Here is a 23,834-nt window from a genome sequence, read left to right as displayed (position 1 = left end):
CCGATCCGAGGCCACAGAATATACCATGATCAAACTGCTTTTTATGTTTGCCTGGGCATCGCTATGCTCGATGATTGTGTTATGGGCGGCAATGGCGCTCTGGTTTCATTTGCAGGTGGGGCAGACGATCAAAATCTGTGTCATGGCCCTGACCGCGCTTGTTCTTGCAGCTTATATCTCGGTCCTGTTTTCACCGCGTTCGAGCAGCCAGTTGATAAGCTTCAGTAACGTCGCATTCATCTGCCTCGGTTCCCTCTTTCTGGTCTCCTGGTTTTCGATGAAGCCTTCGCTTACGCGGGATTGGGCGGCAGATGTCCAGCACACGGTGACAGCGGATGTTCAGGGCGACGAGGTGACATTTCACAACATTCGTGACTTCACATGGAATGACAGCCGGATATTTGTGCCAGGGTGGAAATCCGGGACGTACAGGTTGAGCGAACTCAATTCGGTGGATGTCATATTGTCTTACTGGACGCATCCGGCCATTGCACATACATTGATTTCATTCGGCTTTGCAGATGGTCGCCATCTGGTGTTCTCTGCCGAAATACGCAAGAAAAAAGGTCAGGAATTTTCTTCGCTGGGTGGCTTTTTCAGAAGTTTCGAATTGGCGATGATAGCGGCGGAAGAACGGGACATTGTTTATTTGAGAACCAATGTCCGCGACGAGCGCGTCTATCGATATCCGGTCGATGTTGGTCAAGAGCTTATGCAGGCGATGTTGCTCAAATATATCGAAAAGGCCAACGATCTTGCCAGAAACCCGGCCTTCTACAATACACTGACGTCCAATTGCACGACGGTCGTTTTCGACCTAGTTCGCCTGCTGGAACCAGGTTTTCCATTTGATTACAGGGTTTTGCTCTCCGGCTATCTGCCGGAGTTTCTCTATGACAATGAGCTGCTCATGAACAGCGACCTGCCGTTCAGTGAAATCCAGCAGCGCGCCTTGCTGACGCCGGTTCGCTCAATGGAGCGCGAACAGTTTTCTACGGTCATCCGGCAGCCTGCCGGTACTTAGAGCATTTCCAGCAAAAGTGCGAAGCGGTTTTGCGTAGGACAATGCGGTAAAACAAATAGTTAGAGCGGTTCTGATGATTCCGTATTAACCGGAACCGCTCTAGCTAGGCCGGATATATGCGAGACGTGTCCTAGTTTATGTCCTGCTTCGTGTTTGCGTATTTTTTTAGCAGGCGAAGTTTGGGAAACGTCAAGAACGATTTTGGTGGGTCGACCAGAGCCGACAATGCGCGCGCATAATCCAGCACCAGACCAGGCGTCCACGCCATGGATTCTGCGCGCTTGCGCATCAGTCCCGCTGCCCATAGCTCAGGATAAATGATCGCGCGCAACGCTGTAATTATTGGCCAGTTGTGGTCACGATAAACACCTTCCAGCGCTGCATCCAGAGCATCAGCGACTGCACTTGAGCAATTGCGGTTTGTGAGATTATAGGTGTTGTCTGCGCTGTAATCTTGCCAGAATGCATTCAATCGCGATGCGTCGATATTCTTGATCACCACCTGCACTGTCGATTGGCACCATTCGGCGGATTCTTCCTGATAGCTTGGCAGGAAACGTCCGGGCACATTGTTGTCTGCGGTGGCGCGTAATGTCCGGGTGAATTCGTCCGGCGATCGGTCGATCTCGACTGCCGGATAATGGCTGATATAGACGTTTGGGGCCATTTCCAGAGCCGCATGGCCCGTGGAAATGACGCCGTTTGTATCGACGGCTGCGATATATCGATTGATGGCCCTTTGATGAAGCGGGGTCATGACCTGACCTGTGGGAGTCCAGACATGGACGATCAGCTCGCTGCGATTGGCAGAATGGGCGAGGGAGCTGGAACCCGGCTTGTTCCATAAAGGATTTCTGTTGAAGATACTGCTGATCGATGCGCCTTCTTCCAGCCGTCGCACCCGTGTCGCAATGTTCAATATGCCAAGGCTGGTAAGGATCATGACGGCGCCGACATTGAAGGCAACTGTTCCGGCGTACCATGTTGGCCATGGCTGAAGCGTTGCAATGGCGATGCAAACTTCCGCAATGCCGCCCATCAACCCCAGCCGCCAGCGGGGATAGCGGACAACCCATGCACTGCCAATGCGCACACTGCCATCCACAAGGAAGCAGAACCCCAGCACCATCGCAAGCGTGAAGTGGCTGGCGGGGGTGGCGCTGAGGATCAGCAAGGCGACCGCGAACAACGCGATACCCTGCACGACACGCATTCGTCTCGCCGTTCCCTGACTGAACGCGGCAGCCAGGAGGCCGACAGCCGTCTCCGGCAGCAGGAAATAGCCAAAAAAGCGCGACGGAATGATCGTCTTTCCGTCCAAGGCATCTATAGCGATGAATGTGCCGAGCAGAAGCCAGACGCCGCCGGTAATGAGTAGTATTTTCCAGTGACGCTGAATAATTTCCCGGCCAAGGAGAATAAGAACGATGCGTATCATGCCTGGGGGGCTCCACTGGGTTTAAGCGTGCGCTTTACGATCAGGGCGAACACCATGAAAACGACGCAGACCATTCCCACAAAGGTCGGTAGGCCGTGCTGCATCACGTCTAGAAAACCGCCTGCCAGCATCGGTCCCACCAAGGCGCCGCCGCCCCAGAACAGCCCCATCGCAGCATAGACGCTGATAAGGTCCGCCCCACGGAACTGCGAGCCGATTATCGCGAGCATTGTCGTATAAATGCCAACGAAAATTCCGCCCCAGATGAACAATGCCGGGTAGGCCAGCCAGCTCACCGATAGAAGCAGGGGCCAGAGAAATGCCGTTATTGCGGAGACCGCCGTTAGGGCGATCATCAGTGTAACCCGGTTCATCTTGTCTGATAGCCAGCCGATGGGAAGCTGCAGCGCAATGGCACCGACCATGAGAACCGTGATCAGTTGTGCACCTTCGGTTTCGTTCCAGCCGAGCCGCATGGCATAAATGGCAAGGAAAGACAGTCCGGCTGTTTCAACTGCCGAATTGATTGCCGTTGTTCCCATGGCAATGGGCGACAGTCGCATCATACGCAAGAAATTTGAGTGTTTTTGCTGGGCCATTTCAATTTGTCGAAGTCCCGGCAGGCTCATGATGACAAAGGCGAGGAGGGCGACGACCGCCCCGATTGCAAATGGCACCAGCCCTTCAAACCCCGTAAACGACAGGATCAGCGGGCCGCCGGCAAAGCCCAGCGAGAGCGACGCTGTATAGGTTGCCATGATGCGTCCGCGATTTTTATTGTCGCTCAGCTCGCTGGCCCAGGTTTCCGTCAACACGAACAGAATTTCGGCAGAAATTCCCAGCAGGAAACGCAACGGAAACCAAAGCCAGAAACTAGGCACCAGTGGAAACAGGATCAGAAGCAACGCTGATGAAAGTAGCGCGGCCATGATGAGATATTTGGGCTTGTAGCGGATAGCCAGTCCCGAAAGGAAGGGGGCTATGCACAGGACGCCGAGCGCATGCATGGCGGCATTGGCACCGACAAGCGTTTCCGTCAGCCCGCTTTTGATAAGCATATGCGCCACCAGCGGAGCCGTCAGGCTGTAAGTGAGCCCGAAAATTGACGCTGTCGCAATTATGATGGCAAGGGAAAGGAGCGAACTTTTTTCACTTGAGCGTTGTGTTTCAACGCTGTCGACTTCTGCTTCCAGTCTCAATTCTTTGCCCCAACCCAAAAGAATAGAATCGATGATACCCCATCGTCCAATACACCGCTCTTCGTATTCAATTAGTAAAGCCGAAATTGCAAAAATTCTACATAGAGGCCTCCCCGAAAAGGGTAAAACGGTTTTCGGAGAAGACTTGTGCTGAAAAGAGATTTTAAAACATTGATCTATTTCATTCAGATCGGTCGTCACACTCTGTGTAACTTCGAATAAACGCCGCGATAAACCAGAGGACCTATATCCAATTCCCTTCCAGAGAACACGGTTTATTTACGCCCTCTATATAATGAGTTGCGCCAACGTATTTTTTGGGGGGGCGTTCATGGCAACATTACTGGGGATGTCGATTTACGTATCATTCTTGGCATTTTGCTTTTTCGGGGCGCTTTTATATGCCTGCGGCTGGCTCCTTCTGAAGCTGCGGGGCCTGCGGGCGTTGAAAGATCCGACTTCGGTGCCCATTGGAGCCTTTGTCGGCACGATATCCACCGCATGGGCTTTGTCTCTCGGCTTCGTCGCGGCAGATGCATGGACACTCAATTCTCGAGCGGATCTCGCGACCAGCAACGAACGGTCTGCGATATTTCGAATGTTGGGGACTGCTCATCCCACGGTCCTGAACAATGAGAGACTTAAGAACGCAGTGGAAACCTATCGGAATCTGGTGGTGTCAGATGAATGGGGAGCCGATGACAATATCGTGCCTTCGCCCAAGGTGGAGAAGTCGCTTCTTGCCATTCGTTCCGTTGTCCAGACGGTGGCCAGCGACGGCACGCCCTCTCCGATCGTATCCCAGCTCATTCATGATTTTAACGAGCTTCAGAATGCGCGCAATGATCGCATCGCTATCGCTAATACGTCCATCGACCAATATAAATGGTATCTTGTACTGGCGCTGACATTCCTGACTATCGCCACTATTGCCTCGACCCATGCGGATCGGGTGCGGGCTGGGAGGCATGCCTTGCTACTTTATTCGGCAACGGCTTCGATCAGCCTGTGGATTCTTGCGATCCATGCCAATCCATATATCGGCACTGAAGAACTAAACCCCACGCTGTTGTTTTCAAGCCAGCGTAGCTGATCAGGCACGTTCTCGAGCGGTCATCACGATGAACGACCGCTGTTAACTAGATGCATGTGGCAGTTTATAAGTAAGCGCGATCCAGTTCATGCTTAGTGCGGTCGAAGAGTTGGAGGTCCCTCCGTGAATAGTATCATAGCAGCCTTGACGCCCGTCCGCTACGCCGTTTGGCATTGTTGTAATAGTCGGACGCCTGCTGCACGGAGCGATGGCGCGATTGTTCCATGGCTTCGGGGAGCGGAATGCCGCGATTGGCGGCTTCGGTGAGATAGCCAGAGCGCAGGCCGTGGGCTGAGAATTCTTTTGCATTGAGACCTGCCATTTGCGCGCGCTGTTTGACAATCTGGTTGATGGCGCTCGGTTCGAGCGCTCGCGCCGAAACATTGCCCCAGCGATCGACTTTTCGAAACACGCTGCCCTTGTCGATCCTGGCTGCTTCCAGCCAGCGGGTGAGAGCCTCGACAGGCCGCCCGGTCAGATAGACGATTTCATCGTGATCGGCACCACTGGTTTTAGTGCGACCGAGATGAATGCCGAGCGAGGGGAGGGGAGAGCCGTTCTCATCGGTGACCGGTGCCTGTTTGACCAGCTGTTCTACACGTAAGCCGGCGACTTCGCTACGCCGACGACCGCCCGAGGCAAAGGCCACCATCAGGATGGCCCGATCCCGCAAAGCCGTTAGATCCTCTCCGGAACAGGTTGCCAGCAGCTTGCCCAGAATATCGCCGGTAATCGCATGGACACTCTTGCGGCTGCGTGGTCGGTTCAGGGCGCGCACCGCAAGCCGGATAGCCGATTTGACGGAAGGCGATGAAAACGATCCTTCCAGACCGCGCCAGCGGGTCAGCGTCGACCAGTTGGCAAGTCGCCGGCGGACCGTTGCCGGCGCATGCGGTCCCGACACGCGCAGAAAGCCTTGTTGGCGCAATTCCTCTTCCACGCCGGTAGGCATGCCGTGATCGGGTTCGATCTCGCGTTGCTGCGACCGCCATAAGTGATGCGCAATGAATTTCAGGAGCAAGGCTTCCGGCGCGGGGAAGGGGAGGGGATTGCCGGTTGCGGCCATTGACCAGGCTTCAAGATAGGCCAGATCCGAGGTCAGCGCGCGCAGCGTGTTTTCGCCCATGCCTTCATTAACCAGGTGGCGCAGGGTTTCGATATCCTGATCGGTCAATAGCCCGGCGAGCCTGTCGCGGCGGTTCATCGGCAGAACAGCCGCTATCGTATCTAAAGTCTCAGTGCGTTTTTCAATCGAACCTGACGACGAGCTGCTCATTTCGGCAGTCCGTTCTCGTCATATAGTTCATCGTGGTTCGAAGTCTGGTGCGTGTTTGCAGGCCTTCCCTTAAGCGCCAGCGCCCAGACTTCATCCCATGTGCCCTGGCCGTTCTGCGAAATTGGCACGATCGCGGCAATAGGATCGCCAGCTCGACAGATGACAACCTCGTCATCGCGCAAAACGAAGTCAATCAGTTCGTCAAATCGCTCCGCCGCCTCGGCAATGTCCACGAATACCTTCACCGCCACTGCCCTTACCAGACGCGCTCATGCAGAATCGCGTCGAACGCCAGATCCGTCGAGATGAAAGTGCAGTGCTCAAGCCGCGCCTGAGCGGCAAGAATCCGGTCCCACGGATCGCGATGTTCCCAATCAAAATTTGCTGCAAGTTCGGCATGCAGATCGGTGATGGCTAGTGTTTGCAGGCCGCTTTCCGTGACGGCTGCCCGCAGTTCCTGGGGCTTGAGATCGAGCTTGTTCAGGCGCATCTTGTTGTCCAGCTCATAGAACGTGACCGCACTGACGAGGATAGCATTTGCCTTGTCCTCGATCAGCGATCGTGCCTTCGTGGACAGGCGATCACTACCGATTGTCCACCAGTAGACGGCGTGGCTGTCGAGCAGGATTTTCATTGCGTGTTTTCGCTATTGTTGGATTTGCCTTGCCAGACGCCGGTATCATCATTCCAGTCTCCGGCATCGATCGCCGCCTGCTCTGCATCAACTGTATCGAACAGGTTGTCGGGCAGGCCACGATGGCGCAACAGGCCAAAAGGGCGCTTGCCACCGTCCGCTGCTGGACCGATGCGGGCGTAAACTTCGTTGCCACGCATGATGACGATCTCTTCGCCCTGGTTGGCGCGATCGAGGACTTCGGCGAAATTCTTGCGGGCTTCGCTGATCTTGTAGCTTGTCTGGGGCATCGGGACCTCCGAAATTGATCGTACGCCATTGATACCATTGTTTTAAAGAACGTACAAGTGCCTCGTACATATAACATCCGATAACCTATACTTATCGATGGTGAGATGTACAACATCAAACCATCGCCAGTGTCGGACAATAAAGTAATGCTGGTGTCCGTTTGAGAAATTGTTTACTATGTTTTCAATGCGTTACGATCTCGATGATTTGCCTCTGAAGACCTTGCTGCAGCCGCTGGCGCACGCCAGTGCCGCTCTGGCGCGCCTCGATGAGCGTCTTGCTTCTTCGCCGGTCGGCGCAGGCCTGATCGAACGGTTGCATTTTGCCGATGCCTGCGCCTCTTTGTGGCTTGATGGCGAACTGGTCGAGATGGAGGATCTCGTCCTGCATGAGGCGGCGCGCGATATCCGCTCACCCAGCCACCAACTCACCATTGCCCGCGACGTGTTGCACTGCCGACGGCGGATTGCCGCGCAAGCGCCGAACTGGGCGCTGAGTGCGAACGGCTTGCGCAGCCTTCGGGTTGGCAAGCAGGCGGGACCTGCACCATCACCTGAGGATGGCGGCATCGGCGCGGAGGGCGAAAACGCCGCGGTGTCCAATACGGCAGTCGATCGACAGGACGAGAACGGGGAGGGGAGACAGAATCGTTGGGATGACGGGCTTGATCTGCCCGGCATCAATCTCGATGCGATTGACGCGGTGTTGGCGCGATCCGAAGACGTTCTGGCAAAAGTCAAACAGCCACAGCGGTTGCCGAAGCCCGAAACTGACCCGCTGATCCGCGATCCCGACTGGGATGAAGACGAACGGCTTGACGAATGGCGAACCGTTTTGCGGTCGATCGGCGATCTGCCGCCGGTGTTGCAGGCACTCCTGGCGCTTGACGCCTGGAACGAACTCGCGGTGTTGCAGCGGGCACCGTGGCTGGGCCGCTTGCTGGCCGTCTCATTGCTCCGGCGCGAAGGGCTGACCACCAACGCGCATCTGGTGGCCTTCAATGCCGGTCTGAAAACCATCCGCGTCGAACGGCGGCGTCATCGCAATTTCGAAACCCGGCTCATCGCCAGTTTAGACGGGTTGATGGCCAGCATTGAACACAGTTTTAAAGAGCATGACCGGCTGCTGCTGGCGCGACAGATGTTGGAACGGCGGCTGATGGGCCGTCGTGCCTCGTCGAACCTACCCGGTCTGATTGAACTGGTGCTGGCCAAGCCACTGGTTTCAGCCGGTATGATCGCTGCGGAACTCGACATCACGCCCCGCGCCGCGCTCCGCCTCGTTGAAGAGCTCAATCTGCGCGAGATGACCGGCAGGGGGCGGTTTCGCGCGTGGGGGATTCATTAGGGTCAGGACCCATTGATTTGTCACGCTGATTGTGATTCAGACGGGCTCGAAGGAGCGTGAATGATGAGTGATCTCTTTTGGCTGACAGACGAGCAAATGGCACGTCTTCAGCCGTATTTCCCTAATAGCCACGGCCGTCCTCGCGTTGATGATCGGCGCGTTCTGAGCGGCATCATCTTCGTCAATCGCAATGGGCTCAGATGGCGCGATGCGCCGAAGGAATATGGCCCCTCCAAGACACTTTATAATCGCTGGAAACGCTGGGGCGACAAGGGCATCTTCCTGCGGATGATGGAAGGTCTGGCAGTGCCTCAAGCTCCAGAGCGCAAGACGATCATGATCGATGCGACCTATCTCAAGGCCCACCGCACGGCTTCCAGCCTGCGGGTAAAAAAGGGGGCGCGGAACGCCTGATTGGACGCACCAAAGGCGGCATGAACACCAAGCTTCATGCTGTAACGGATGCCAACGGTCGCCCGATCAGCTTCTTCATCACGGCAGGTCAGGTCAGCGATTATACCCGTGCAGCCGCCTTGCTTGACGAGCTTCCCGAGGCCCAATGGCTGCTGGCCGACCGTGGCTATGATGCCGACTGGTTTCGCGACGCCCTACAGGAAAAGGGTATCACTCCCTGCATCCCGGGCAGGAAATCCCGAAACAAGACCATTAAATACGACAAACGCCGCTATAAACGCCGCAACCGCATCGAGATCATGTTCGGCCGCATCAAGGACTGGAGGCGCGTCGCTACACGCTATGACAGGTGCCCTATGGTCTTCCTCTCAGCCATCGCACTCGCCGCTACCGTAATCTTCTGGCCGTGATCAATGAGTCCTGACCCTAGTCATGAAGTTAGGCCACGAGTATGCTGGCTTATGAACGTGTTTTCTTCTGTGTTAGCGCGTCAATCAGAGCACGTAGGCCGCGCGAAATGTGGCGATGCCCTGAATAGTAAAGGCAAAGACCGGGAAATTCCGGGCACCAATCTTCCAATACCCGTTCGAGCCTGGTGTTGCGCAGTCCTTTTGCTGCCAGATGATCCGGTACGAAGGCGATACCGATACCGTCCATCGCCGCTTCGACCATCAAGGATTGATCTGTCAGCGTAAGGCGTCCGTTGACGTTGATATTCTCGGTTGAGCCATGACGCTCAAATTCCCAGCGATAAATTGCGCCGCTCTCGAAGCGAAAGCGGATGCAATCATGGTGGTATAAATCCTGCGGCACGCGTGGATATCCGCGCTGCGCAAAATAGCCCGGTGATGCGACTGCCGCAAAGCGCACCGGTCCCATGACCGGAATTGCGATCATGTCTTTCGGCACGGCTTCCGCAAGCCTTATGCCAGCATCGAAACCTTCGGCGACGATATCGCTCAGTCTTGCATCACTGACAATATCAAGATGAAGCTGAGGGTGTTCACGCAGGAAATGCGCAAGTATCGGCTTTAGGATCAGGCGAATTGCCCCTTCGCTGGCGTTGATCCGCACCGTGCCGCTGGGGCTTTCACAATCGCTTTCTACTTCCTGAATTGCCTGTTCAATCGAAATCATTGCCGGTCTGAGCTTTGCTTCAAGACGTTCACCGGCCTCGGTCAGGGAAACACTGCGCGTGGTGCGGTGGAAAAGCCGTACCTTCAGACGTTGTTCAAGAACCTTGATGGAATGGCTGACTGCGGATGGCGTGATGTTCAACTCGATCGCTGCACCGCGAAAGCTTTTATGCGCCGCCACCGCGAGAAATGTGGTGAACGCAGAAAAATCGGCAGTGCTCGATTGATGAAATGCTTTCATGATAACATCAAATATTGCTGTCATTGTCTTGATAGTCAATCCGACTTACGCTCACCGAACAAGATGTTTCGATTGTCCTGCGCTAGCACTGTTTGTGGCAGCGCTTGTCATCTTCCTCCGAGATGGCCGCTCGATACATGGGATAAAATGAAGGTGACGATGATGACAATGAAGGCAATCGTGATGACCGGGGCTAACCAGCCATGGGAGGTTCAGGATGTTCCCATGCCGCATGCGGAACCGGGACAGGTTCTGGTGAAGGTTCATGCGTCGGGAATGTGCTACACGGATGTCTGGGCCACGCAAGGCTACGGCGGCGATATCTATCCTCAAACGCCGGGCCATGAGGTGGTTGGAGAGGTCATGGAAGTGGGCGCGGGCGTTCACACGCGCAAGGTTGGCGACCGTGTCGGCACGACATGGGTGCAATCTTCTTGCGGCCGTTGCCCTTATTGCCAGGAAAACCGACCGCTGACTGGACAGACCGCGATGAATTGCGATTCACCAAGGACGACCGGTTTTGCCGCGCAGGGCGGGCACGCCGAATATATCACGATTGCTGCTGAAGGTACGGTTCTGTTGCCCGAAGGGCTGGCATATACGGACGCTGCCCCCATGATGTGCGCTGGATACACCACCTGGAGCGGTCTGCGAGACGCTGCACCGCAGCCAAGTGAGAAGATTGCTGTTATCGGCATCGGTGGTCTTGGTCATGTCGCGTTACAACTGTCCCATGCTTGTGGGTTCGAGACGATTGCGGTGACCCATTCGGCAGACAAGCGTGAACTGGCCGGTCAATTGGGTGCTGATCACGTCGTGGCCAATGGCGAAGAACTCAAAGAAATTGGCGGTGCTAACGTTCTGTTGGTTACGACCAATGATTTTGTTTCTGCCGAAAACGCGATTCAAGGACTTCGTCCAGACGGGCGCGTCGTGCTGTGCGGTTTCGATTTCAACAGGCCGTTTTCAATCTCGTCGGAGGGAATACCGTTTCACATGATGCGGCAGCGGGTAATTGGATCGACCCATGGCGGGCAGCAATACTTGAGTGAAGTGCTCGATCTTGCCGCAAAAGGCAAAGTAAAGCCGATTATCGAGACTTTCAGGCTCGATCAGGCGAGAGAGGCTTATGATCGTCTTTCCTCGGGCAAGATGCGCTTTCGTGGTGTGTTCACGCCATCTGCGATGCATTAGTAAGTGATCTGACCGGATGAAGGAGATTATGCGTAAATGAAGTTGATTGCAGAAAGCGAGTATCCTTTGAATTCCTATGATGAGCCCAAAAGGAGAAAGACTTTGGCCAAAGTAACTTCAATGGCCTTGCCTGCCGTTCTTTTGGCCTTGGTCTTGCATGGTTGCCAGTCGCTCAATGAGTTGGATCGTGCAAACTATCAGCGTTCCTGCGATAACCTCGGTATTCAGCAGGGCTCACCTGAATATGATCAATGCATGCTGCAACAGCAGCGCATGGATAACGACAATGTCCAACGCACGATAGATCGGGCGGAAGAAGCACAACTGCTGAAGAAATTGTGAACCATTATTTTTGACCGAGACAGCCAATCAGGTGCTTCATCTCGGAATGTTTGACCATGAACGAGGACGCGCCAAATGCGCATATTTCACATCGCTCTTGCATTTTCGTTGTTGGTGGCAGGAAATGCCATCGCTCAAGACCAGCCTGTCGATCAACAGATCGATGATGCGCTGGGCGATCACACGAAATTCAGGCCCGTTATCGAGGGGGTACAGAAGGCGGTCGCCAGTCATGACGCGGAAGCCCTATCCAAGCTCATTAGTTATCCCATCGCGGTAAAGATACATGGCAAGGAACAGATCATTAAATCCGCGAAATCATTCATCGAAAACTATGATGGTATTGTCACGGCAAACATCGCCAAGATCGTAACGGGTCAGAAATATGAAGATCTCTTTGTAAGCTATCGTGGCATCATGTTCGGTAACGGTCAGGTCTGGATAAATGGAATCTGCCACGACAATGCCTGCAAGAACTTCAGCGTCAAAGTGACAAACATTCAGGAAGTCAAATGAGAAAGGCTCGGCGCTCTCAATTTAATACGACGCGGTATCCGACGCGTCCAGCTCTGCAGTGACAGATTCCGCCGATAACATTCACACCAACGCCTCTGCCAATTTCTCAGAAATCCTTGTCGCTGCCTGTTTGATTGGATCGGCTGCAAGGTGCGCGTAGCGGGCAGTGGTCTGAACCTGACTGTGACCGAGAAGCTTGCCGATCATCGGCAGGCCTTCGCCGACCAGAAGCCCGCCTGAGGCAAATGTGTGCCTCAGATCATGAATACGAACGTCTTCCAGTCCGGCTGCCTTGCGAATGCGCCGCCATGGCTTCTGCATGTCATTGAGATGGTGGCCGTCTATGTGACCGACGATAACGTAAGGATTGTTCTTCACTCGCGGCAGCTTTTCCAGAATGGAAACGGCGGCCTTGCCAAGATAAACGGTCTTTGCACCGGTCTTGCTGTCGGGAAGCCGAAGTTCGTGTTCTTCCAGATATACATAATCCCATTTCAGCTTCTGGATTTCCGATGACCGGCAGCCGGTCAGCAGAAGAAGCCGGAAGGCGGCGACTGCATGGATGGTCAATTCACCATCCTTCTCCAGCGCCTTCATTGCTTCCCCCCAGCCGTTTCAGCTCCCGTGCTGACAAAAACCGCTCGCGCTTGTGTTCGGGATAGCGTCGGATGTCTTCACAGGGATTGGTATGGCGCTCCCGTATGCCCCATATTTCCGCAAGGCTCATCATCTTTGACAGGACACCGAGTGTCCGGCTCGATGAACGCGGCGACATCATCCGCAACATGCATAAGGGGGCCAGAACAAGAGCAGTCCGAAACCGTACGCTAAGGGCGAACGAAATAAGAACTTATGCGACCCGCCGTAGCCCGGGGGGAAGGCGGAGCGATCGAAATCCGTTGGGCATCTGATGCTCGGCATCCCAGGTGTAGATGCCAGTAAGATTAATGTGCTCCCAACTAAGCGGCGAGATGTGCTTCGACAGAGTATCAGGAATATCTCGACCCTCTCGCTTCAGCTGTGCGATCGCACGGTCGAGATAGACAGTATTCCAATGGACGATCGCACTGACAACGAGGTTGAGGCCAGACGCGCGGAACGCCTGGCTCTCGAACGACCGGTCGCGGATTTCGCCCCGCTCGTGGAAGAACACGGCGCGTTTCAGCTTATGGGCGGCCTCACCCTTATTGAGACCGGCTTGGCATCTCCTCCGGAGTGCCGGACTTGAGTACCATTCGATCATAAACAGCGACCTTTCGATACGGCCGAGTTCGCGGAGCGCCCTTGCGAGATGGCTTTGCTTCGGAGACGCGGACAGTTTCTTGAGGATCGTAGATGGCACCACGGCCCGCGTCGTGACAGACGCCGCGAGATGGAGCAGGTCGTCCCAATGATCGAGGATCAGATTGGCGTTGATCGGGGCCCCGATGTGGTTCGACAGAGCCGGATATGCACCACTTTTCTCGAACGTGTGGAATTTCCGGTCTTTGAGATTGCGCAGTCGCGGTGAGAAACGCTTTCCGATTAAGGCGAATAGCCCAAAGATATGATCACTGGCTCCGCCTGTGTCGGTAAAGTGTTCACGGATGTCGAGGATCGTGTCCTGATCAAAGAGCCCATCGAGCACATAGGCCGCCTCGCTCTCGGTCGGACTGATGGGCAAAATGCTGAAGTAGCCGTATTGATCTGATAGATGGCTGTAGAATTTCGATCCGGGCTCGCTGCCGTAGTGCAAGTTGATTTCACCGCGCTTTGCAGCTCGGTCGCTCGCCCGGAAGAATTGGCCATCGGAAGATGACGTTGTGCCGTTCCCCCAAAGGCGGGAATACGGATGCTGGGTGTGGGCATCGGTGATGCACGCTTGCGCCGCGCGGTAGGTTTCCGATCGAGCATGGAATGTACGCATCCACCCAATCTGGTGAGCGCTGATCCCTTTGGACGCGCCTGCCATCCGCTTCGGGCCGAGATTTGTCGCATCGGCCAGTACACCAGCGAGCATGGCAGAAACATTTTTTGGGACGTCGCCGGTGCGAACATGCGTGAAGTGATCCGCAAAGCCGGTCCATTCATGCACTTCTCTTAAGAGGTCAGGAACCTCGACCAATGGATACATATCGCTGACCTTGGCATTCAATTCCTCGGCTGCCGCCGGGACGTCGCCGACGGTTGGTGTGACGATCAACGTTCCAGCCTCAAGACGGACTCCTTCGAGACTTCCGGATCGTGCTCTATACGCCAGGCGGTGCAGGTTAAACTCAAGCATCTGACGCGCTTCGGCGAGCCACTGCGCGCCGTCGCTCTGGACCCCCAAACCGAGACGATCCTCTTCCTTCATCGTGATGAATGTCGACCGCGGCATCAGATGTTCGTCAATCGGCCGGAAAGATCGGCTACCATCGACCCAAATTTCGGCAGATCTAAGCCGGTCTCGCAAAACGGCGAGCGTGGCAACCTCGTACAGACGACGATTGGGTTTTCCCTGATCGAAGATGAGGCGCTGATCAGTTTGGCAGAGGTGGGTGAGTGGTACGCGATCCGGGAGTGTTCGCCGTTTCTCGGCATAAAGCCGTTTCAGCAGCGCAATTGCCGCTAGAAGCGGATCGTGGCGACGCGCTGAGCGGAACGTGAAGCCTAGGAGGAACGCGCCGGCATATTTGTGGACGGTCGCATATTGCTCAGATGCGACGATCAACGACGGCGCCTCGTTGTCGTCGACCATCGTTTCGAGCTCAGGCTTCATCCGAAGCAGTCGGTGCCAGCCGACTTTTTGGTCGAGAACATCCAATGCGTTCCGACCATAGTCATTGGCGGACTGCAGGGCGGTGATCGTATCTAGAAACATGCGCAGCGCTTTGGCAGTATTCGCTCGGCAGTCCATTTGCCGCTGCTTCTTTCGATTGTTGGCTTGCGAGAACAGCTTGCCCATCAGCTTGATGAACATCGTCACCGCATCATCCGTGAGCTTCTGACAAAGCTTGATGACTTGAGCCACTATCAGAGCGTAGCGACGGCTGGCGTTGAAGTCGCTGGCAAGCCAGGCTGGCGTTGCGTTGCCCTCCCGGATCATCTGCTCCCACCGTCCGGATGATACCCGCACCTGCAGTTCCGGGCGGATCTCCAGCTGCCGCAGAAAAGCTATTCGCTCGGTCAACCCGACGAGGTTCGACACAGCCGGCGCTTCTGGAGCCTAACGCAGCCAATGAAAGCGCGTCTGGCCGATCGACGGGTCAACCTCTAACAGCCTATCCAATGATTGAAGCCTATCGAGTGGTATGTCTTCAATCAGAGTTCTTTCTGCCCAGCGCCGGGCTATGGCACGGCCAGCAAGGCCGATGCGTTCGATCGTGTCGATCGCCGGAAGAAGAACTCCGCGTTCGCGAAACGCTGCGATAGCAGAGCTAGCTATCGCAGCACCGTCATCGGACATGGTTGCCGCTTGAATTGACGCCATTAACGCGGCGCGGCGATCTTGCAGCGTCGCGCTCCGCGTATCCAGATAGACCATTAGGCGCGCCATATGGTCCCGACGGGTTTCTTCACGACGTGCATAGAGAGAAAACTCGTCTGGAGCGGCGCCAATCTGATCCGCAACATATTTCAGCATGGCACGAGGCGGAGTTTCTTCTGCTCCGAGCACTCGACCCGGGTATCGCATCAGACACAGCTGGACGGCAAAGCCGAGCCGATTGTGATTACGTCTTCGCAGTTCGATCTCCAGGCGATCCGCTAACGATAACGAATAGTGGCGGATTAAGCTGTCCTCGTCGACTGGGATATCGACCAGCTTCCGGCGATCTTGATCTTTGAGAAGCTTGCGCTTTGCCATCGCCCGACTCCATTAACGACCAACCTGCGTGAAGCGTTGTCGAGTCGGGCCGGGCAGGGAAATCAAAACTGGCGCATTTCGGCGGCAATCCACAGAGATCGGATGTTGCACATCCGATCTATCGTATTGTTCCCATTTCGTTCGGCCTTAGCGTACGATTTCGGACTGCTCTTGTTCTGACCCCATCATCGGGCAAACGAGCCGACACAGCCGGACTCGGCGACCGCGCAAGGGCAGAACGCGCCGTTCTCTATGTGCATCACCGCCTTCGTATGTTGGCGGAGCGGGCGCTTTCCGCTCCCGCCTTCCTCCTGTCACCGAAGGAACTGGTCTGCCTCAAATGGGCGGCGAAAGGAAAATACATGCCCGAGATCGCCGATCTGACCCATACCCAGTACCGCACCGTCCAGCACTATCTCGACAACGCCCGTGCAAAGCTCAACGCCACAAACCTCACCCACGTCGTCGCTATCGCAAAGGATTGTGGGCTGCTTCAGCCGGAGTGAGGTCCTCGAGGCAGTCTCCTGGGATCTTTGTGGAAGGGCCTCAATCGTCTAACTAAGCCGCCTACTTATCGAGTGAAAGACAAGGTCAGCATCTTGCTATCAACATTCAAAATCACGATTCTGGCGGCCCACACCTCTAACTTGCCTCTCTTTGAATTTGTGTCAGTTGTATTAGGACAGGCATGAAAAGTGCGAAGAGCTCAGCCTGCGAAGAAATGTTACATTTCTTATATAATTGCTTTCTAAACACCTTCACCGTCTGGGCGCTGATTTTCAAATGTAGGGCGATGGATTGTGACGAATGCCCCTTGAGAATGTACAAAGCTATCTCCGCTTGCCTGCGACTGAGCAACACGGCCGCTTGTTGATACACAGCACTAATCAAACGATCGGGCAAATGGCCTTTCTCTGTATCAGAAAGAATGGACGGCGCGGTCGTCGCAAAGTGCTTCTCCAAGAGTGCAATGATCACCGTTTCATGCGCACGTAAGATCTTAGGAGCGTTCGCTGGAAATACCTCTCCAGTGGTTCCATCCAAGCCCATAGAGATCGTAATTGTCGTGTCGAAACCCGCATCAAGTATAACAGAGATTTCGTCACTGATTCCTATTCGTCCGTAGTACCACTCGTAATATCGGCTTCTCTTGAACTGATCAGGTGCAATATCGAGCAATCCGAATATTCCTGATGCTCCATTTTCGAGATGATACTGAAAAATCGGATCGAGCATGTAGGCGCCAGCTAGGTATTCACTTTCAATATACTTGAATACGTCGGGACCAAAGGTTTTGCGATACTCCACAATAGGCAGCTCTGAACCCTTGAAGACAATGACGACGATGTTGTCAAACCGCAGACAGGAATACAGATAATCGCAGATATGCTGGTAGAAATTCGGGCTGCCGATTTCGCGGATTGCAGTCGCCAAACTGCTTAACTGCGTGCCGAGCATGTGGGATACCCCCTTGGGGTTATACCCCTAACTTAAGATTCGACTACAGTGATACGCAATCAATAAGGGGTATCTGATCTCAGATCAACAGATCGGGATCAAGCTGCACAAAGCAGCCAAATCACTGGGTGTCAAAGCATGAAGAGGCGTATTAATCACGCAGCTATGGCCGTTGTTGGCTATGCGAAGCCATGGACCGTTGCAAACGGCAGCGCAGTCGATCTTCATCTATCCTGTAGTGGATCTCCCCGAGCAGTTGAACTGCGCCGTCTCGATACCACGGACCGCCCGATCGTGGATTGGAACCTAGAAACACTCGCCGCACTACCTGAACACAGAAGCTTCAATCAGGGCTCCTATCTCAGGGTCGCTCAGTCGGAACTTGAAAAGATCGGCCACGTCACTGGAATTACATTTGAACTATTACTAACTGGTAGCGAGGGGCCTCGTACATTGTTGGACGTGGGCGCGGCGGCCTTTACCTTAACAGGGAAGCGGCTCTTTTTTTTCGTCGCAGGGCAGAGTCATGATACAGGAATCGATCTCCCCCACCGAGTGTGGCTCGACGTCACCATTGAGTTCGAAGCAAAGACCGTTGCCATCAGCATCAATTCTCGTGATTTGCTATCGCCTTTTTCCGCCACTTGGTCACTTAGAGGAGCCGGGCCAGATCTCGGTGCGCATGATTTTCTCATTGGGTCGTGCGCCGATTGTGCCCAACGTTCCCTTAATGCCCGATTCGCGTCTGTAGCGATCAAAACGGAGCATGAAGAGGTTAGGTGGCAATTTCCGACCATCCTCCCCGATGGAAAAATTGCTTCCATAAGCGGTCCCGTCGAATTAATGTTGGAGGCTGTCAACTTGCCAACATTCTGCGTTGCGTCGGCAAGATGGGACGGGTCTACCTTTGACCCTCGGCTGGCCCCATCTCACTATGACGCGATCCATTGCCATGATGACGATATGGGGCCGCTCAACTGGCCGGCGTCGTATCGCGCGACTGTTCCAGAGGGCGCCCCCTCGGGGGTGTATGCGTTCGAGATACTCGTCGCGGACACTACCGAGCAAATTGTTTTCTTCGTCGCAGCGTCGAGGCCGGTTGCAAAACTTGCATTTATCGTGCCAACAGCGACCTACCTCGCATATGCAGATGAATTGCTTCCGAAACATCTTTACCCGTGGCAGTGCGACGACCGTGCCCATCGCCTCGCCATCGATAATGATTTCAGGTCGCTGTACGATTTTCACAACGATCTAAGTGGCGTGTCGATTTGCTCATATGAGAAGCCAAAAGCGACACTTCGCGAAGATTACCGCTACCCACTCGGAGATTGCCCCCACAATCTTCCGGTCGATCTGCATTTTCTACGGTTTTGCCGCGCTCATGGCGTCGAGATCGACGTGATTACAGACCATGATCTCCATGTCCGCGGAGTGGCCGGTCTTAGTGGTTACCGCGCGGTCGCAACAGGAAGTCATCCCGAGTATTTGTCAGTTGAAATGGAAGGTGCCTATCGCGCATTTGCGGCACAAGGCGGCAGCATCGCCTATCTCGGGGGCAATGGTTTCGCTGGTACCGTCGCGATTCGAGAAGATGTCATGGAATTGCGACGCTCACCGCTAGAAGCAGGCCGCACGTGGGACGGGCCGGTCGGAGAACAGGCATTTGCCCTCAATAATGAACCCGGCGGCCATTTGCGATCGCGAGGTCGTGGGGAATTTGGCCTCACTGGTGTCGCAATATCTTTGATGGGCTTCGGCCCCGGGCGCCCGTTTTCACGTGTCGAGGAAAGCTACAAGTATGAACATGCATGGCTGTTTGAGGGTGTCGAGGAGGATACTTTCGGCCAGGACGGCATCGTTCTTGGTGCAGCGGCGGGCTATGAAGTCGATGCCACGGATCACCGCATGGGCACCTCCGAGGACACTCGAGTTATCGCCCGCGCGACAGGGTTTCCCGACAGCTTTTACCATGACCCGTCACGGTGGTACGCAGGCGGTGAGGCTGAGATGGTCGACCGCCGCTGCGCTGAAATGACGGTACGCTATCTCGCATCTGGAGGGATCATCTTTTCCGCTAGTTCCGTGGCGTGGCTCGGTGCGCTGCCAACTGGGGCGGAACTAAACGATGTAGCAAAAATCACCCTCAACCTGCTCAAGCGCTTTTCAAATGCGCCAGAGAACCAGTCTGCCGACTATACATCAACAAATCACTTGAAAAGGGGATGACAGCGTCATGATGAAGACATTAGCAATCGCCGCAGTTCTTGCAGCTTCCTCATTTAGTTTGGCTCATGCCGACACGATCAAACTCGGTCTGCAACCATGGCTTGGATATGGTCCCCTGTGGGTAGCAGAGGAGAAGGGCTACTTCAAAAAGCACAATGTCGACGTCGCTCTTACCACCTTCAACTGGGATCAGGATATGACGGCAGCGCTGGCCAGCGGCAATCTCGACGTGATTGCCGGGGCGACGAATGGGATGGTCACGAACTTCAATTCGGGCGTCGACCAGAAGGGCTTCCTGATCATGGACCTGTCGTTCGAGGCTGACGGCATCATTGCGGGGAAGGGTATCGCATCGATCACGGAGCTCAAGGGCAAGAAGGTAGCATTTGAGGCAGGTGCAACAAGCGATCTGCTGATAAACTATGCCCTGAAGCAAAATGGTATGACAATCGCCGACATCGAACATGTCCCCATGGGGGCGTCGGAAGCAGGGCTCGCCCTGATTGCGGACCGGGTCGATGCGGCTGTCACCTACGAGCCGTATATCTCGACGACACTTACTCAGGGCGGAGACTACAAGGTCATCTATACTGCTGCCGAGAAACCCGGCCTCATCGGTGACATGCTGACAGCATCGTCTGAGTGGATCAAGTCCAACCCGGACGACGTCAAAGGCCTCATTCTCGCCTGGGACGACGCGATTAACTTCATCCGGTCAAACCCCGAAGAGGGAAAGAGCATCATTGCCAAGGCCGTTGGAAGCCCGATGAAAGAGTTCGAACCTGCTTTCAAGGGGGTGCGGCTCTACGACATCAAAGAGAACGTCGAAGCGCTGAAAGGCGAGTTTCAGGCTTCACTGCAGGTCGTGGGAGAGATTTCCCATGCTACCAACCCGCAGAACATCAAGGTCGTCCCGAAGCCGGAAGATCTGTTGATGATGGACCAACTGCACGCCATTGCGGCTCAGCAGTAAGCGATTGTCCGGCGACCGCAAACGGTCGCCGGATATCCACAATCTGGAGAGTTTTCGTGACAGCCACTCAATCAGCCCGCCGGGAAGCGCGAACAAAGAAAACGGGCCTGCTTCGTCTGCGGCAGGAAATCCCCGACGGTATCTTCGCCACGGCCGGCTTCATCATTCCCGCTCTAATCCTGATAGTCTGGTGGGCGATCACTTGGTTGGGCCTCGTGAAGCCTCTTTTTCTTCCCAGCCCAGGAAGCGTCATCGGCGAGGGCTGGCGGCAGCTGAGTGAAGGAATTCTTTTCGCCGACGCGTCCGTCAGCGTCTACCGTATCGTCATTGGGTGGCTTGCAGCAACAATCGTAGCTGTGCCGATTGGTATCCTAATGGGGAACTTTCGGCTGGTCGAAGGCCTTTTCGAACCCCTCATTTCGACCGTCCGCTATATGCCCGTTGTGGCCCTCATTCCACTTTCAATACTCTGGGCTGGGATCGGCGATGCGCAAAAGATTCTGATTCTATTCCTTGGAACGTTTTTCCAGCAGTCCCTGATGATCATGGATAACGTGAAAAACATTGACATCAATCTGATCCGCGCGGGACAGACGCTAGGATTTAACAACAACGAGATCTTAAGGCGGATTATCCTTCCTGCTGCGCTGCCCGGTATATGGGATACCTTCCGCATCACGATTGGCTGGACGTGGACTTATCTTGTCGTCGCAGAGCTCGTTGCAGCCAACGCTGGACTTGGTCGCCGAATCATGGATGCGCAGCGTTACCTGTCCACCGACACCATTCTGTTCGGGACGCTATTCATCGGCTTGTTGGGGCTGTTGACAGACTATTTCTTCAAACGCGCCGGCAAATCGCTTTTCAAATGGAGCAGTCAGACACGATGAACGCGCCGCTCGAAAAATCTAACACGCAGGCCAAGATCTCGGTGGTTGGCGTTGGCAAGAACTTCACAGTGTCCGGCCACACCATGGTCGCGATCGACAACATCGATTTGAACATTCAAGCAAACGAATTTGTCTCCATCGTCGGCACGTCCGGCTGTGGCAAGTCAACGTTGCTTAACATGATCGGTGGGCTGGACGAGCCGACGTTCGGTGACATTCTTACCGACGGGCGCCCCGTTGTTGGTCCCGGGCGTGACCGGGGCTTCGTCTTCCAAACCTACAGCCTCTTTGAATGGATGACGGTCGAGCGCAACATTCGTTTTGCCCTTGAGAAAACGACATTCTCGAGGATGGAAAAAGATGAGCTCGTCAAGCATTTCGTGCACGCGGTCGGCCTCTCAGGGTTTGAAAAAGCCTATCCGAAGCAGCTCTCAGGCGGCATGCGTCAGCGCGTGGCGATCGCGCGTGCTCTCGTCTACAAGCCCTCGATCTTGTTGATGGACGAACCGTTCGGTGCGCTCGACGCCCAGACGCGCGGGATGATGCAGGAACTGCTTCTCAAGATCTGGGAAGACCACAAGGTGACGGTCGTCTTCGTGACCCACGACGTAGACGAGGCGATCTTCCTCGCGGACAGGGTCGTAGTTCTCGCCAGTCGTCCTGGCCGGATCAAGAAGGATATGCGGATCGAACTCGACCGCCCGCGCTCCTACGAGGTTCTGACAGATCCGAATTTCAGTGCCTACAAGCGCGAAATTTTGTCCGACATCCGCGAGGAGACATTGAAGCTTATAGCACTCGAAGAAGCCTGATCGGTGCTTCCACGGGTATTCTGGAACCTTTACGGACGACGCACATCATGACCAAGACAATACGAATCCACGAACTGAGCAAGTTATCGCCCGTCGAACGGGCAGAGCTACTCCTGCGATCAGAAAATGATCTGACCTATTTTCTGGAGCGTATACCACCGATTGTCGAAGCCGTTAGAACCGAAGGCGATGTGGCACTGGCCCGATTTGCCAATGCATTCGACGGCGCGCAGATCGACGCCGATGATATCGCCGCAAAACCAGACGATTTCGATGCGGCGTTCTCGATCCTTGATCCAAAGATGATCGAAACGCTAGAATATGCTGCTGACAATATCCGCCGCTATCATCAGGCGCAGATACCAGGTGAGATGTGGATGAAGGAAATCCGCCCCGGCGTTCTCGTCGGGGAACGGTTCACGCCTATCGACAGCGCCGCACTCTATTCACCGCGTGGCAAGGGATCCTTCCCCTCGGTCACACTGATGACAGCGATCCCGGCGGTTGTGGCCGGCGTGAACAATGTGGCGATCTTGACGCCGCCGGGCCCCGACGGAAAAGTCGACCCGGCAACGCTTGTCGCGGCTCGGCTCGCCGGTGTCGATCAGGTCTACAAGGCGGGTGGCGCGCAGGCGGTTGCGGCTGCTGCCTTCGGCACGGCCACCGTTCCGAAATGCGTCAAAATCGAAGGACCTGGCAGCCCGTGGTTTGTCGCGGCCAAGCGGTTTCTGCAGGGTGATATCTACTCCCGGCTACCGGCCGGACCGAGTGAAGGTTTGATCCTCGTTGACGAAACCACCGACCCAGAGATGGCAGCGCTCGATCTGCTTATCGAATCCGAGCATGGCTCGGATAGCTCGGTGTTCCTTGTGACATGGTCGCGTAGCTTCGCAGAAGCCGTGCAGAAAGCCACACCCGGATTTCTAGCGCACATGGCGCAGCGCCGAGTTGAATACTGCTCGGAGGTGCTCGGCGGGATCAATGGCGGCATCGTCGTAACGTCCTCCCGTGAGGAGGCTTACCGCTTTATCAATGACTACGCACCGGAGCACCTACAAATACTGTCAAAGATGCCGTTCGAACACCTCGCGCACATACGCAATGCTTCCGAAATTCTTCTGGGTGAATACGCGCCCGGCTCTATGGCCAACTATATGATGGGGCCAAACTGCGTCCTTCCAACGTCTCTCGCGGCGAAGGTCCACTCACCGTTGGGTGTGCATGATTTTCTGAAGAGCTCGTCGATTGGGCATGTCACATCCCAAGGGTACGCTGAGATGGCGCCACATACTCATCGCTTCGCTTCATATGAAGGTTTCGACGCTCACGCCAACTCCGTTTCCAGCTTACGCCAGTTTCGAGCCTGATACACATGGGGAAGATCAACTGTGTAGATAGGGTGACGTGACACACGCAATCTCCAAGGCTGTGTCGCAAAATTTTCACTTCTTCTGAGCTATGTGAACGACGGTGCGTATAACTGAGTGAGGCGGATGCGAAT

22 protein-coding genes and 1 pseudogene are annotated in these 23,834 nt (G+C 55.0%); 13 read left to right on the top strand and 10 right to left on the bottom strand.

What is annotated here, in order from left to right:
- Positions 1-25: 25 nt before the first annotated feature.
- Positions 26-1,024 (top strand): Lnb N-terminal periplasmic domain-containing protein, encoded by a 999-nt coding sequence (locus JNC70_RS21455; RefSeq protein ID WP_181394334.1) that lies wholly within the window; start codon positions 26-28, stop codon positions 1,022-1,024.
- Between the two features lie 130 nt (positions 1,025-1,154).
- Here the strand turns inward: JNC70_RS21455 and JNC70_RS21450 are convergent, their stop codons facing one another.
- Together JNC70_RS21450 and JNC70_RS21445 are read right to left on the bottom strand one after the other, a co-directional pair.
- Positions 1,155-2,462: an HdeD family acid-resistance protein gene (locus JNC70_RS21450; RefSeq protein ID WP_374788953.1), complete on the bottom strand. Its 1,308-nt coding sequence runs from the start codon at positions 2,460-2,462 to the stop codon at positions 1,155-1,157.
- The gene (locus tag JNC70_RS21445; RefSeq protein WP_374788952.1) at positions 2,459-3,862 is read right to left on the bottom strand and encodes an MFS transporter; all 1,404 of its coding nucleotides are present in this window, start codon (positions 3,860-3,862) and stop codon (positions 2,459-2,461) included. Before JNC70_RS21445 ends, JNC70_RS21450 begins: the two co-directional genes overlap by 4 nt.
- 130 nt (positions 3,863-3,992) lie before the next feature.
- Here JNC70_RS21445 and JNC70_RS21440 point away from each other — a divergent pair, with 130 nt between their 5' ends.
- Complete coding sequence (locus JNC70_RS21440; protein ID WP_109366593.1) at positions 3,993-4,754, top strand: bestrophin-like domain; 762 nt, start codon at positions 3,993-3,995, stop codon at positions 4,752-4,754.
- Positions 4,755-4,887: 133 nt separating this feature from the next.
- Here the strand turns inward: JNC70_RS21440 and JNC70_RS21435 are convergent, their stop codons facing one another.
- Genes JNC70_RS21435 through JNC70_RS21420 form a run of 4 tightly spaced genes read right to left on the bottom strand, consistent with a single transcriptional unit; the run spans position 4,888 to position 6,954 of the window.
- On the bottom strand, positions 4,888-6,030 hold the full coding sequence (locus JNC70_RS21435; RefSeq protein ID WP_374788951.1) for a site-specific integrase: 1,143 nt from the start codon (positions 6,028-6,030) through the stop codon (positions 4,888-4,890).
- Positions 6,027-6,281 carry a type II toxin-antitoxin system Phd/YefM family antitoxin gene (locus JNC70_RS21430; RefSeq protein WP_371831091.1) on the bottom strand — a complete coding sequence of 85 codons (255 nt, stop codon included), beginning with the start codon at positions 6,279-6,281 and terminating at the stop codon, positions 6,027-6,029. Before JNC70_RS21430 ends, JNC70_RS21435 begins: the two co-directional genes overlap by 4 nt.
- Positions 6,282-6,286: 5 nt before the next feature.
- Complete coding sequence (locus JNC70_RS21425; protein WP_006469785.1) at positions 6,287-6,664, bottom strand: type II toxin-antitoxin system VapC family toxin; 378 nt, start codon at positions 6,662-6,664, stop codon at positions 6,287-6,289.
- On the bottom strand, positions 6,661-6,954 hold the full coding sequence (locus JNC70_RS21420; RefSeq protein WP_024897005.1) for a type II toxin-antitoxin system Phd/YefM family antitoxin: 294 nt from the start codon (positions 6,952-6,954) through the stop codon (positions 6,661-6,663). Before JNC70_RS21420 ends, JNC70_RS21425 begins: the two co-directional genes overlap by 4 nt.
- Before the next feature lie 178 nt (positions 6,955-7,132).
- Between JNC70_RS21420 and JNC70_RS21415 the strand changes: the two genes are divergently transcribed.
- Positions 7,133-8,302, top strand: coding sequence for an RHE_PE00001 family protein (locus tag JNC70_RS21415; protein ID WP_374788950.1), 1,170 nt, complete (start codon positions 7,133-7,135; stop codon positions 8,300-8,302).
- A gap of 63 nt (positions 8,303-8,365) precedes the next feature.
- Positions 8,366-9,126, top strand: a protein-coding gene (locus JNC70_RS21410; RefSeq protein ID WP_374788949.1) for an IS5 family transposase whose coding sequence is annotated in 2 segments (ribosomal slippage) — positions 8,366-8,690 and positions 8,690-9,126 — 762 coding nt in all. Because the reading frame shifts where the segments join, the coding sequence is not laid out codon by codon here.
- 49 nt (positions 9,127-9,175) lie between these two features.
- Here JNC70_RS21410 and JNC70_RS21405 read toward each other — a convergent pair.
- Entirely contained in the window at positions 9,176-10,096 is a 921-nt protein-coding gene (locus JNC70_RS21405) for a LysR family transcriptional regulator (protein ID WP_374788960.1), read from the bottom strand.
- A 159-nt stretch (positions 10,097-10,255) separates the two neighbouring features.
- Here JNC70_RS21405 and JNC70_RS21400 point away from each other — a divergent pair, with 159 nt between their 5' ends.
- From JNC70_RS21400 to JNC70_RS21390, 3 genes are all read left to right on the top strand, one after another.
- Positions 10,256-11,287, top strand: a complete 1,032-nt coding sequence (locus JNC70_RS21400) for an alcohol dehydrogenase catalytic domain-containing protein (RefSeq protein WP_374788948.1) — start codon at positions 10,256-10,258, stop codon at positions 11,285-11,287.
- Positions 11,288-11,323: 36 nt separating this feature from the next.
- Positions 11,324-11,629 carry a hypothetical protein gene (locus tag JNC70_RS21395; protein WP_374788947.1) on the top strand — a complete coding sequence of 102 codons (306 nt, stop codon included), beginning with the start codon at positions 11,324-11,326 and terminating at the stop codon, positions 11,627-11,629.
- Between the two features lie 75 nt (positions 11,630-11,704).
- A complete protein-coding gene (locus JNC70_RS21390) occupies positions 11,705-12,145 on the top strand; it encodes a hypothetical protein (RefSeq protein WP_374788946.1) in 441 nt (146 codons plus the stop codon).
- A gap of 81 nt (positions 12,146-12,226) precedes the next feature.
- On the opposite strand, the gene JNC70_RS21385 is transcribed toward JNC70_RS21390, so the two are convergent.
- Positions 12,227-12,742 (bottom strand): site-specific integrase, encoded by a 516-nt coding sequence (locus tag JNC70_RS21385; RefSeq protein WP_374788945.1) that lies wholly within the window; start codon positions 12,740-12,742, stop codon positions 12,227-12,229.
- Positions 12,743-12,995: 253 nt separating this feature from the next.
- A pseudogene (locus JNC70_RS21380) lies at positions 12,996-15,971 on the bottom strand (Tn3 family transposase).
- Positions 15,972-16,225: 254 nt separating this feature from the next.
- On the opposite strand from JNC70_RS21380, the gene JNC70_RS21375 reads away from it, so the two are divergent.
- Positions 16,226-16,477: a helix-turn-helix domain-containing protein gene (locus JNC70_RS21375; protein WP_374788944.1), complete on the top strand. Its 252-nt coding sequence runs from the start codon at positions 16,226-16,228 to the stop codon at positions 16,475-16,477.
- Between the two features lie 136 nt (positions 16,478-16,613).
- Here JNC70_RS21375 and JNC70_RS21370 read toward each other — a convergent pair whose 3' ends face one another.
- Positions 16,614-17,429: a helix-turn-helix transcriptional regulator gene (locus tag JNC70_RS21370; RefSeq protein WP_374788943.1), complete on the bottom strand. Its 816-nt coding sequence runs from the start codon at positions 17,427-17,429 to the stop codon at positions 16,614-16,616.
- Between the two features lie 138 nt (positions 17,430-17,567).
- Between JNC70_RS21370 and JNC70_RS21365 the strand changes: the two genes are divergently transcribed.
- Genes JNC70_RS21365 through hisD form a run of 5 tightly spaced genes read left to right on the top strand, consistent with a single transcriptional unit; the run spans position 17,568 to position 23,700 of the window.
- The gene (locus JNC70_RS21365) at positions 17,568-19,658 is read left to right on the top strand and encodes a N,N-dimethylformamidase beta subunit family domain-containing protein (RefSeq protein WP_374788942.1); all 2,091 of its coding nucleotides are present in this window, start codon (positions 17,568-17,570) and stop codon (positions 19,656-19,658) included.
- A gap of 7 nt (positions 19,659-19,665) precedes the next feature.
- Positions 19,666-20,631, top strand: a complete 966-nt coding sequence (locus JNC70_RS21360) for an ABC transporter substrate-binding protein (protein WP_374788941.1) — start codon at positions 19,666-19,668, stop codon at positions 20,629-20,631.
- 56 nt (positions 20,632-20,687) lie between these two features.
- A complete protein-coding gene (locus JNC70_RS21355) occupies positions 20,688-21,521 on the top strand; it encodes an ABC transporter permease (protein ID WP_374788940.1) in 834 nt (277 codons plus the stop codon).
- A complete protein-coding gene (locus tag JNC70_RS21350; RefSeq protein ID WP_374788939.1) occupies positions 21,518-22,333 on the top strand; it encodes an ABC transporter ATP-binding protein in 816 nt (271 codons plus the stop codon). Before JNC70_RS21355 ends, JNC70_RS21350 begins: the two co-directional genes overlap by 4 nt.
- Positions 22,334-22,380: 47 nt before the next feature.
- Entirely contained in the window at positions 22,381-23,700 is a 1,320-nt protein-coding gene (gene hisD, locus JNC70_RS21345) for a histidinol dehydrogenase (RefSeq protein ID WP_374788938.1), read from the top strand.
- Positions 23,701-23,834: the final 134 nt, after the last annotated feature.

Source organism: Brucella oryzae (assembly GCF_041929965.1).
GTDB lineage: Bacteria > Pseudomonadota > Alphaproteobacteria > Rhizobiales > Rhizobiaceae > Brucella > Brucella oryzae.
Note: the sequence above shows the minus strand (reverse complement) of the source record. Positions and strands in the feature narration are given on the sequence as shown.

What these genes read in the sequence shown, in the direction of transcription:
- JNC70_RS21455 (WP_181394334.1), top strand. Translation starts at nt 26, where the DNA reads ATGATCAAACTGCTTTTTATGTTTGCCTGGGCATCGCTATGCTCGATG.
- JNC70_RS21450 (WP_374788953.1), bottom strand. Translation starts at nt 2,462, where the DNA reads ATGATACGCATCGTTCTTATTCTCCTTGGCCGGGAAATTATTCAGCGT.
- JNC70_RS21440 (WP_109366593.1), top strand. Translation starts at nt 3,993, where the DNA reads ATGGCAACATTACTGGGGATGTCGATTTACGTATCATTCTTGGCATTT.
- JNC70_RS21435 (WP_374788951.1), bottom strand. Translation starts at nt 6,030, where the DNA reads ATGAGCAGCTCGTCGTCAGGTTCGATTGAAAAACGCACTGAGACTTTA.
- JNC70_RS21425 (WP_006469785.1), bottom strand. Translation starts at nt 6,664, where the DNA reads ATGAAAATCCTGCTCGACAGCCACGCCGTCTACTGGTGGACAATCGGT.
- JNC70_RS21420 (WP_024897005.1), bottom strand. Translation starts at nt 6,954, where the DNA reads ATGCCCCAGACAAGCTACAAGATCAGCGAAGCCCGCAAGAATTTCGCC.
- JNC70_RS21415 (WP_374788950.1), top strand. Translation starts at nt 7,133, where the DNA reads ATGTTTTCAATGCGTTACGATCTCGATGATTTGCCTCTGAAGACCTTG.
- JNC70_RS21400 (WP_374788948.1), top strand. Translation starts at nt 10,256, where the DNA reads ATGACAATGAAGGCAATCGTGATGACCGGGGCTAACCAGCCATGGGAG.
- JNC70_RS21395 (WP_374788947.1), top strand. Translation starts at nt 11,324, where the DNA reads ATGAAGTTGATTGCAGAAAGCGAGTATCCTTTGAATTCCTATGATGAG.
- JNC70_RS21390 (WP_374788946.1), top strand. Translation starts at nt 11,705, where the DNA reads ATGCGCATATTTCACATCGCTCTTGCATTTTCGTTGTTGGTGGCAGGA.
- JNC70_RS21385 (WP_374788945.1), bottom strand. Translation starts at nt 12,742, where the DNA reads ATGAAGGCGCTGGAGAAGGATGGTGAATTGACCATCCATGCAGTCGCC.
- JNC70_RS21370 (WP_374788943.1), bottom strand. Translation starts at nt 17,429, where the DNA reads ATGCTCGGCACGCAGTTAAGCAGTTTGGCGACTGCAATCCGCGAAATC.
- JNC70_RS21365 (WP_374788942.1), top strand. Translation starts at nt 17,568, where the DNA reads ATGAAGAGGCGTATTAATCACGCAGCTATGGCCGTTGTTGGCTATGCG.
- JNC70_RS21360 (WP_374788941.1), top strand. Translation starts at nt 19,666, where the DNA reads ATGATGAAGACATTAGCAATCGCCGCAGTTCTTGCAGCTTCCTCATTT.
- JNC70_RS21350 (WP_374788939.1), top strand. Translation starts at nt 21,518, where the DNA reads ATGAACGCGCCGCTCGAAAAATCTAACACGCAGGCCAAGATCTCGGTG.
- hisD (WP_374788938.1), top strand. Translation starts at nt 22,381, where the DNA reads ATGACCAAGACAATACGAATCCACGAACTGAGCAAGTTATCGCCCGTC.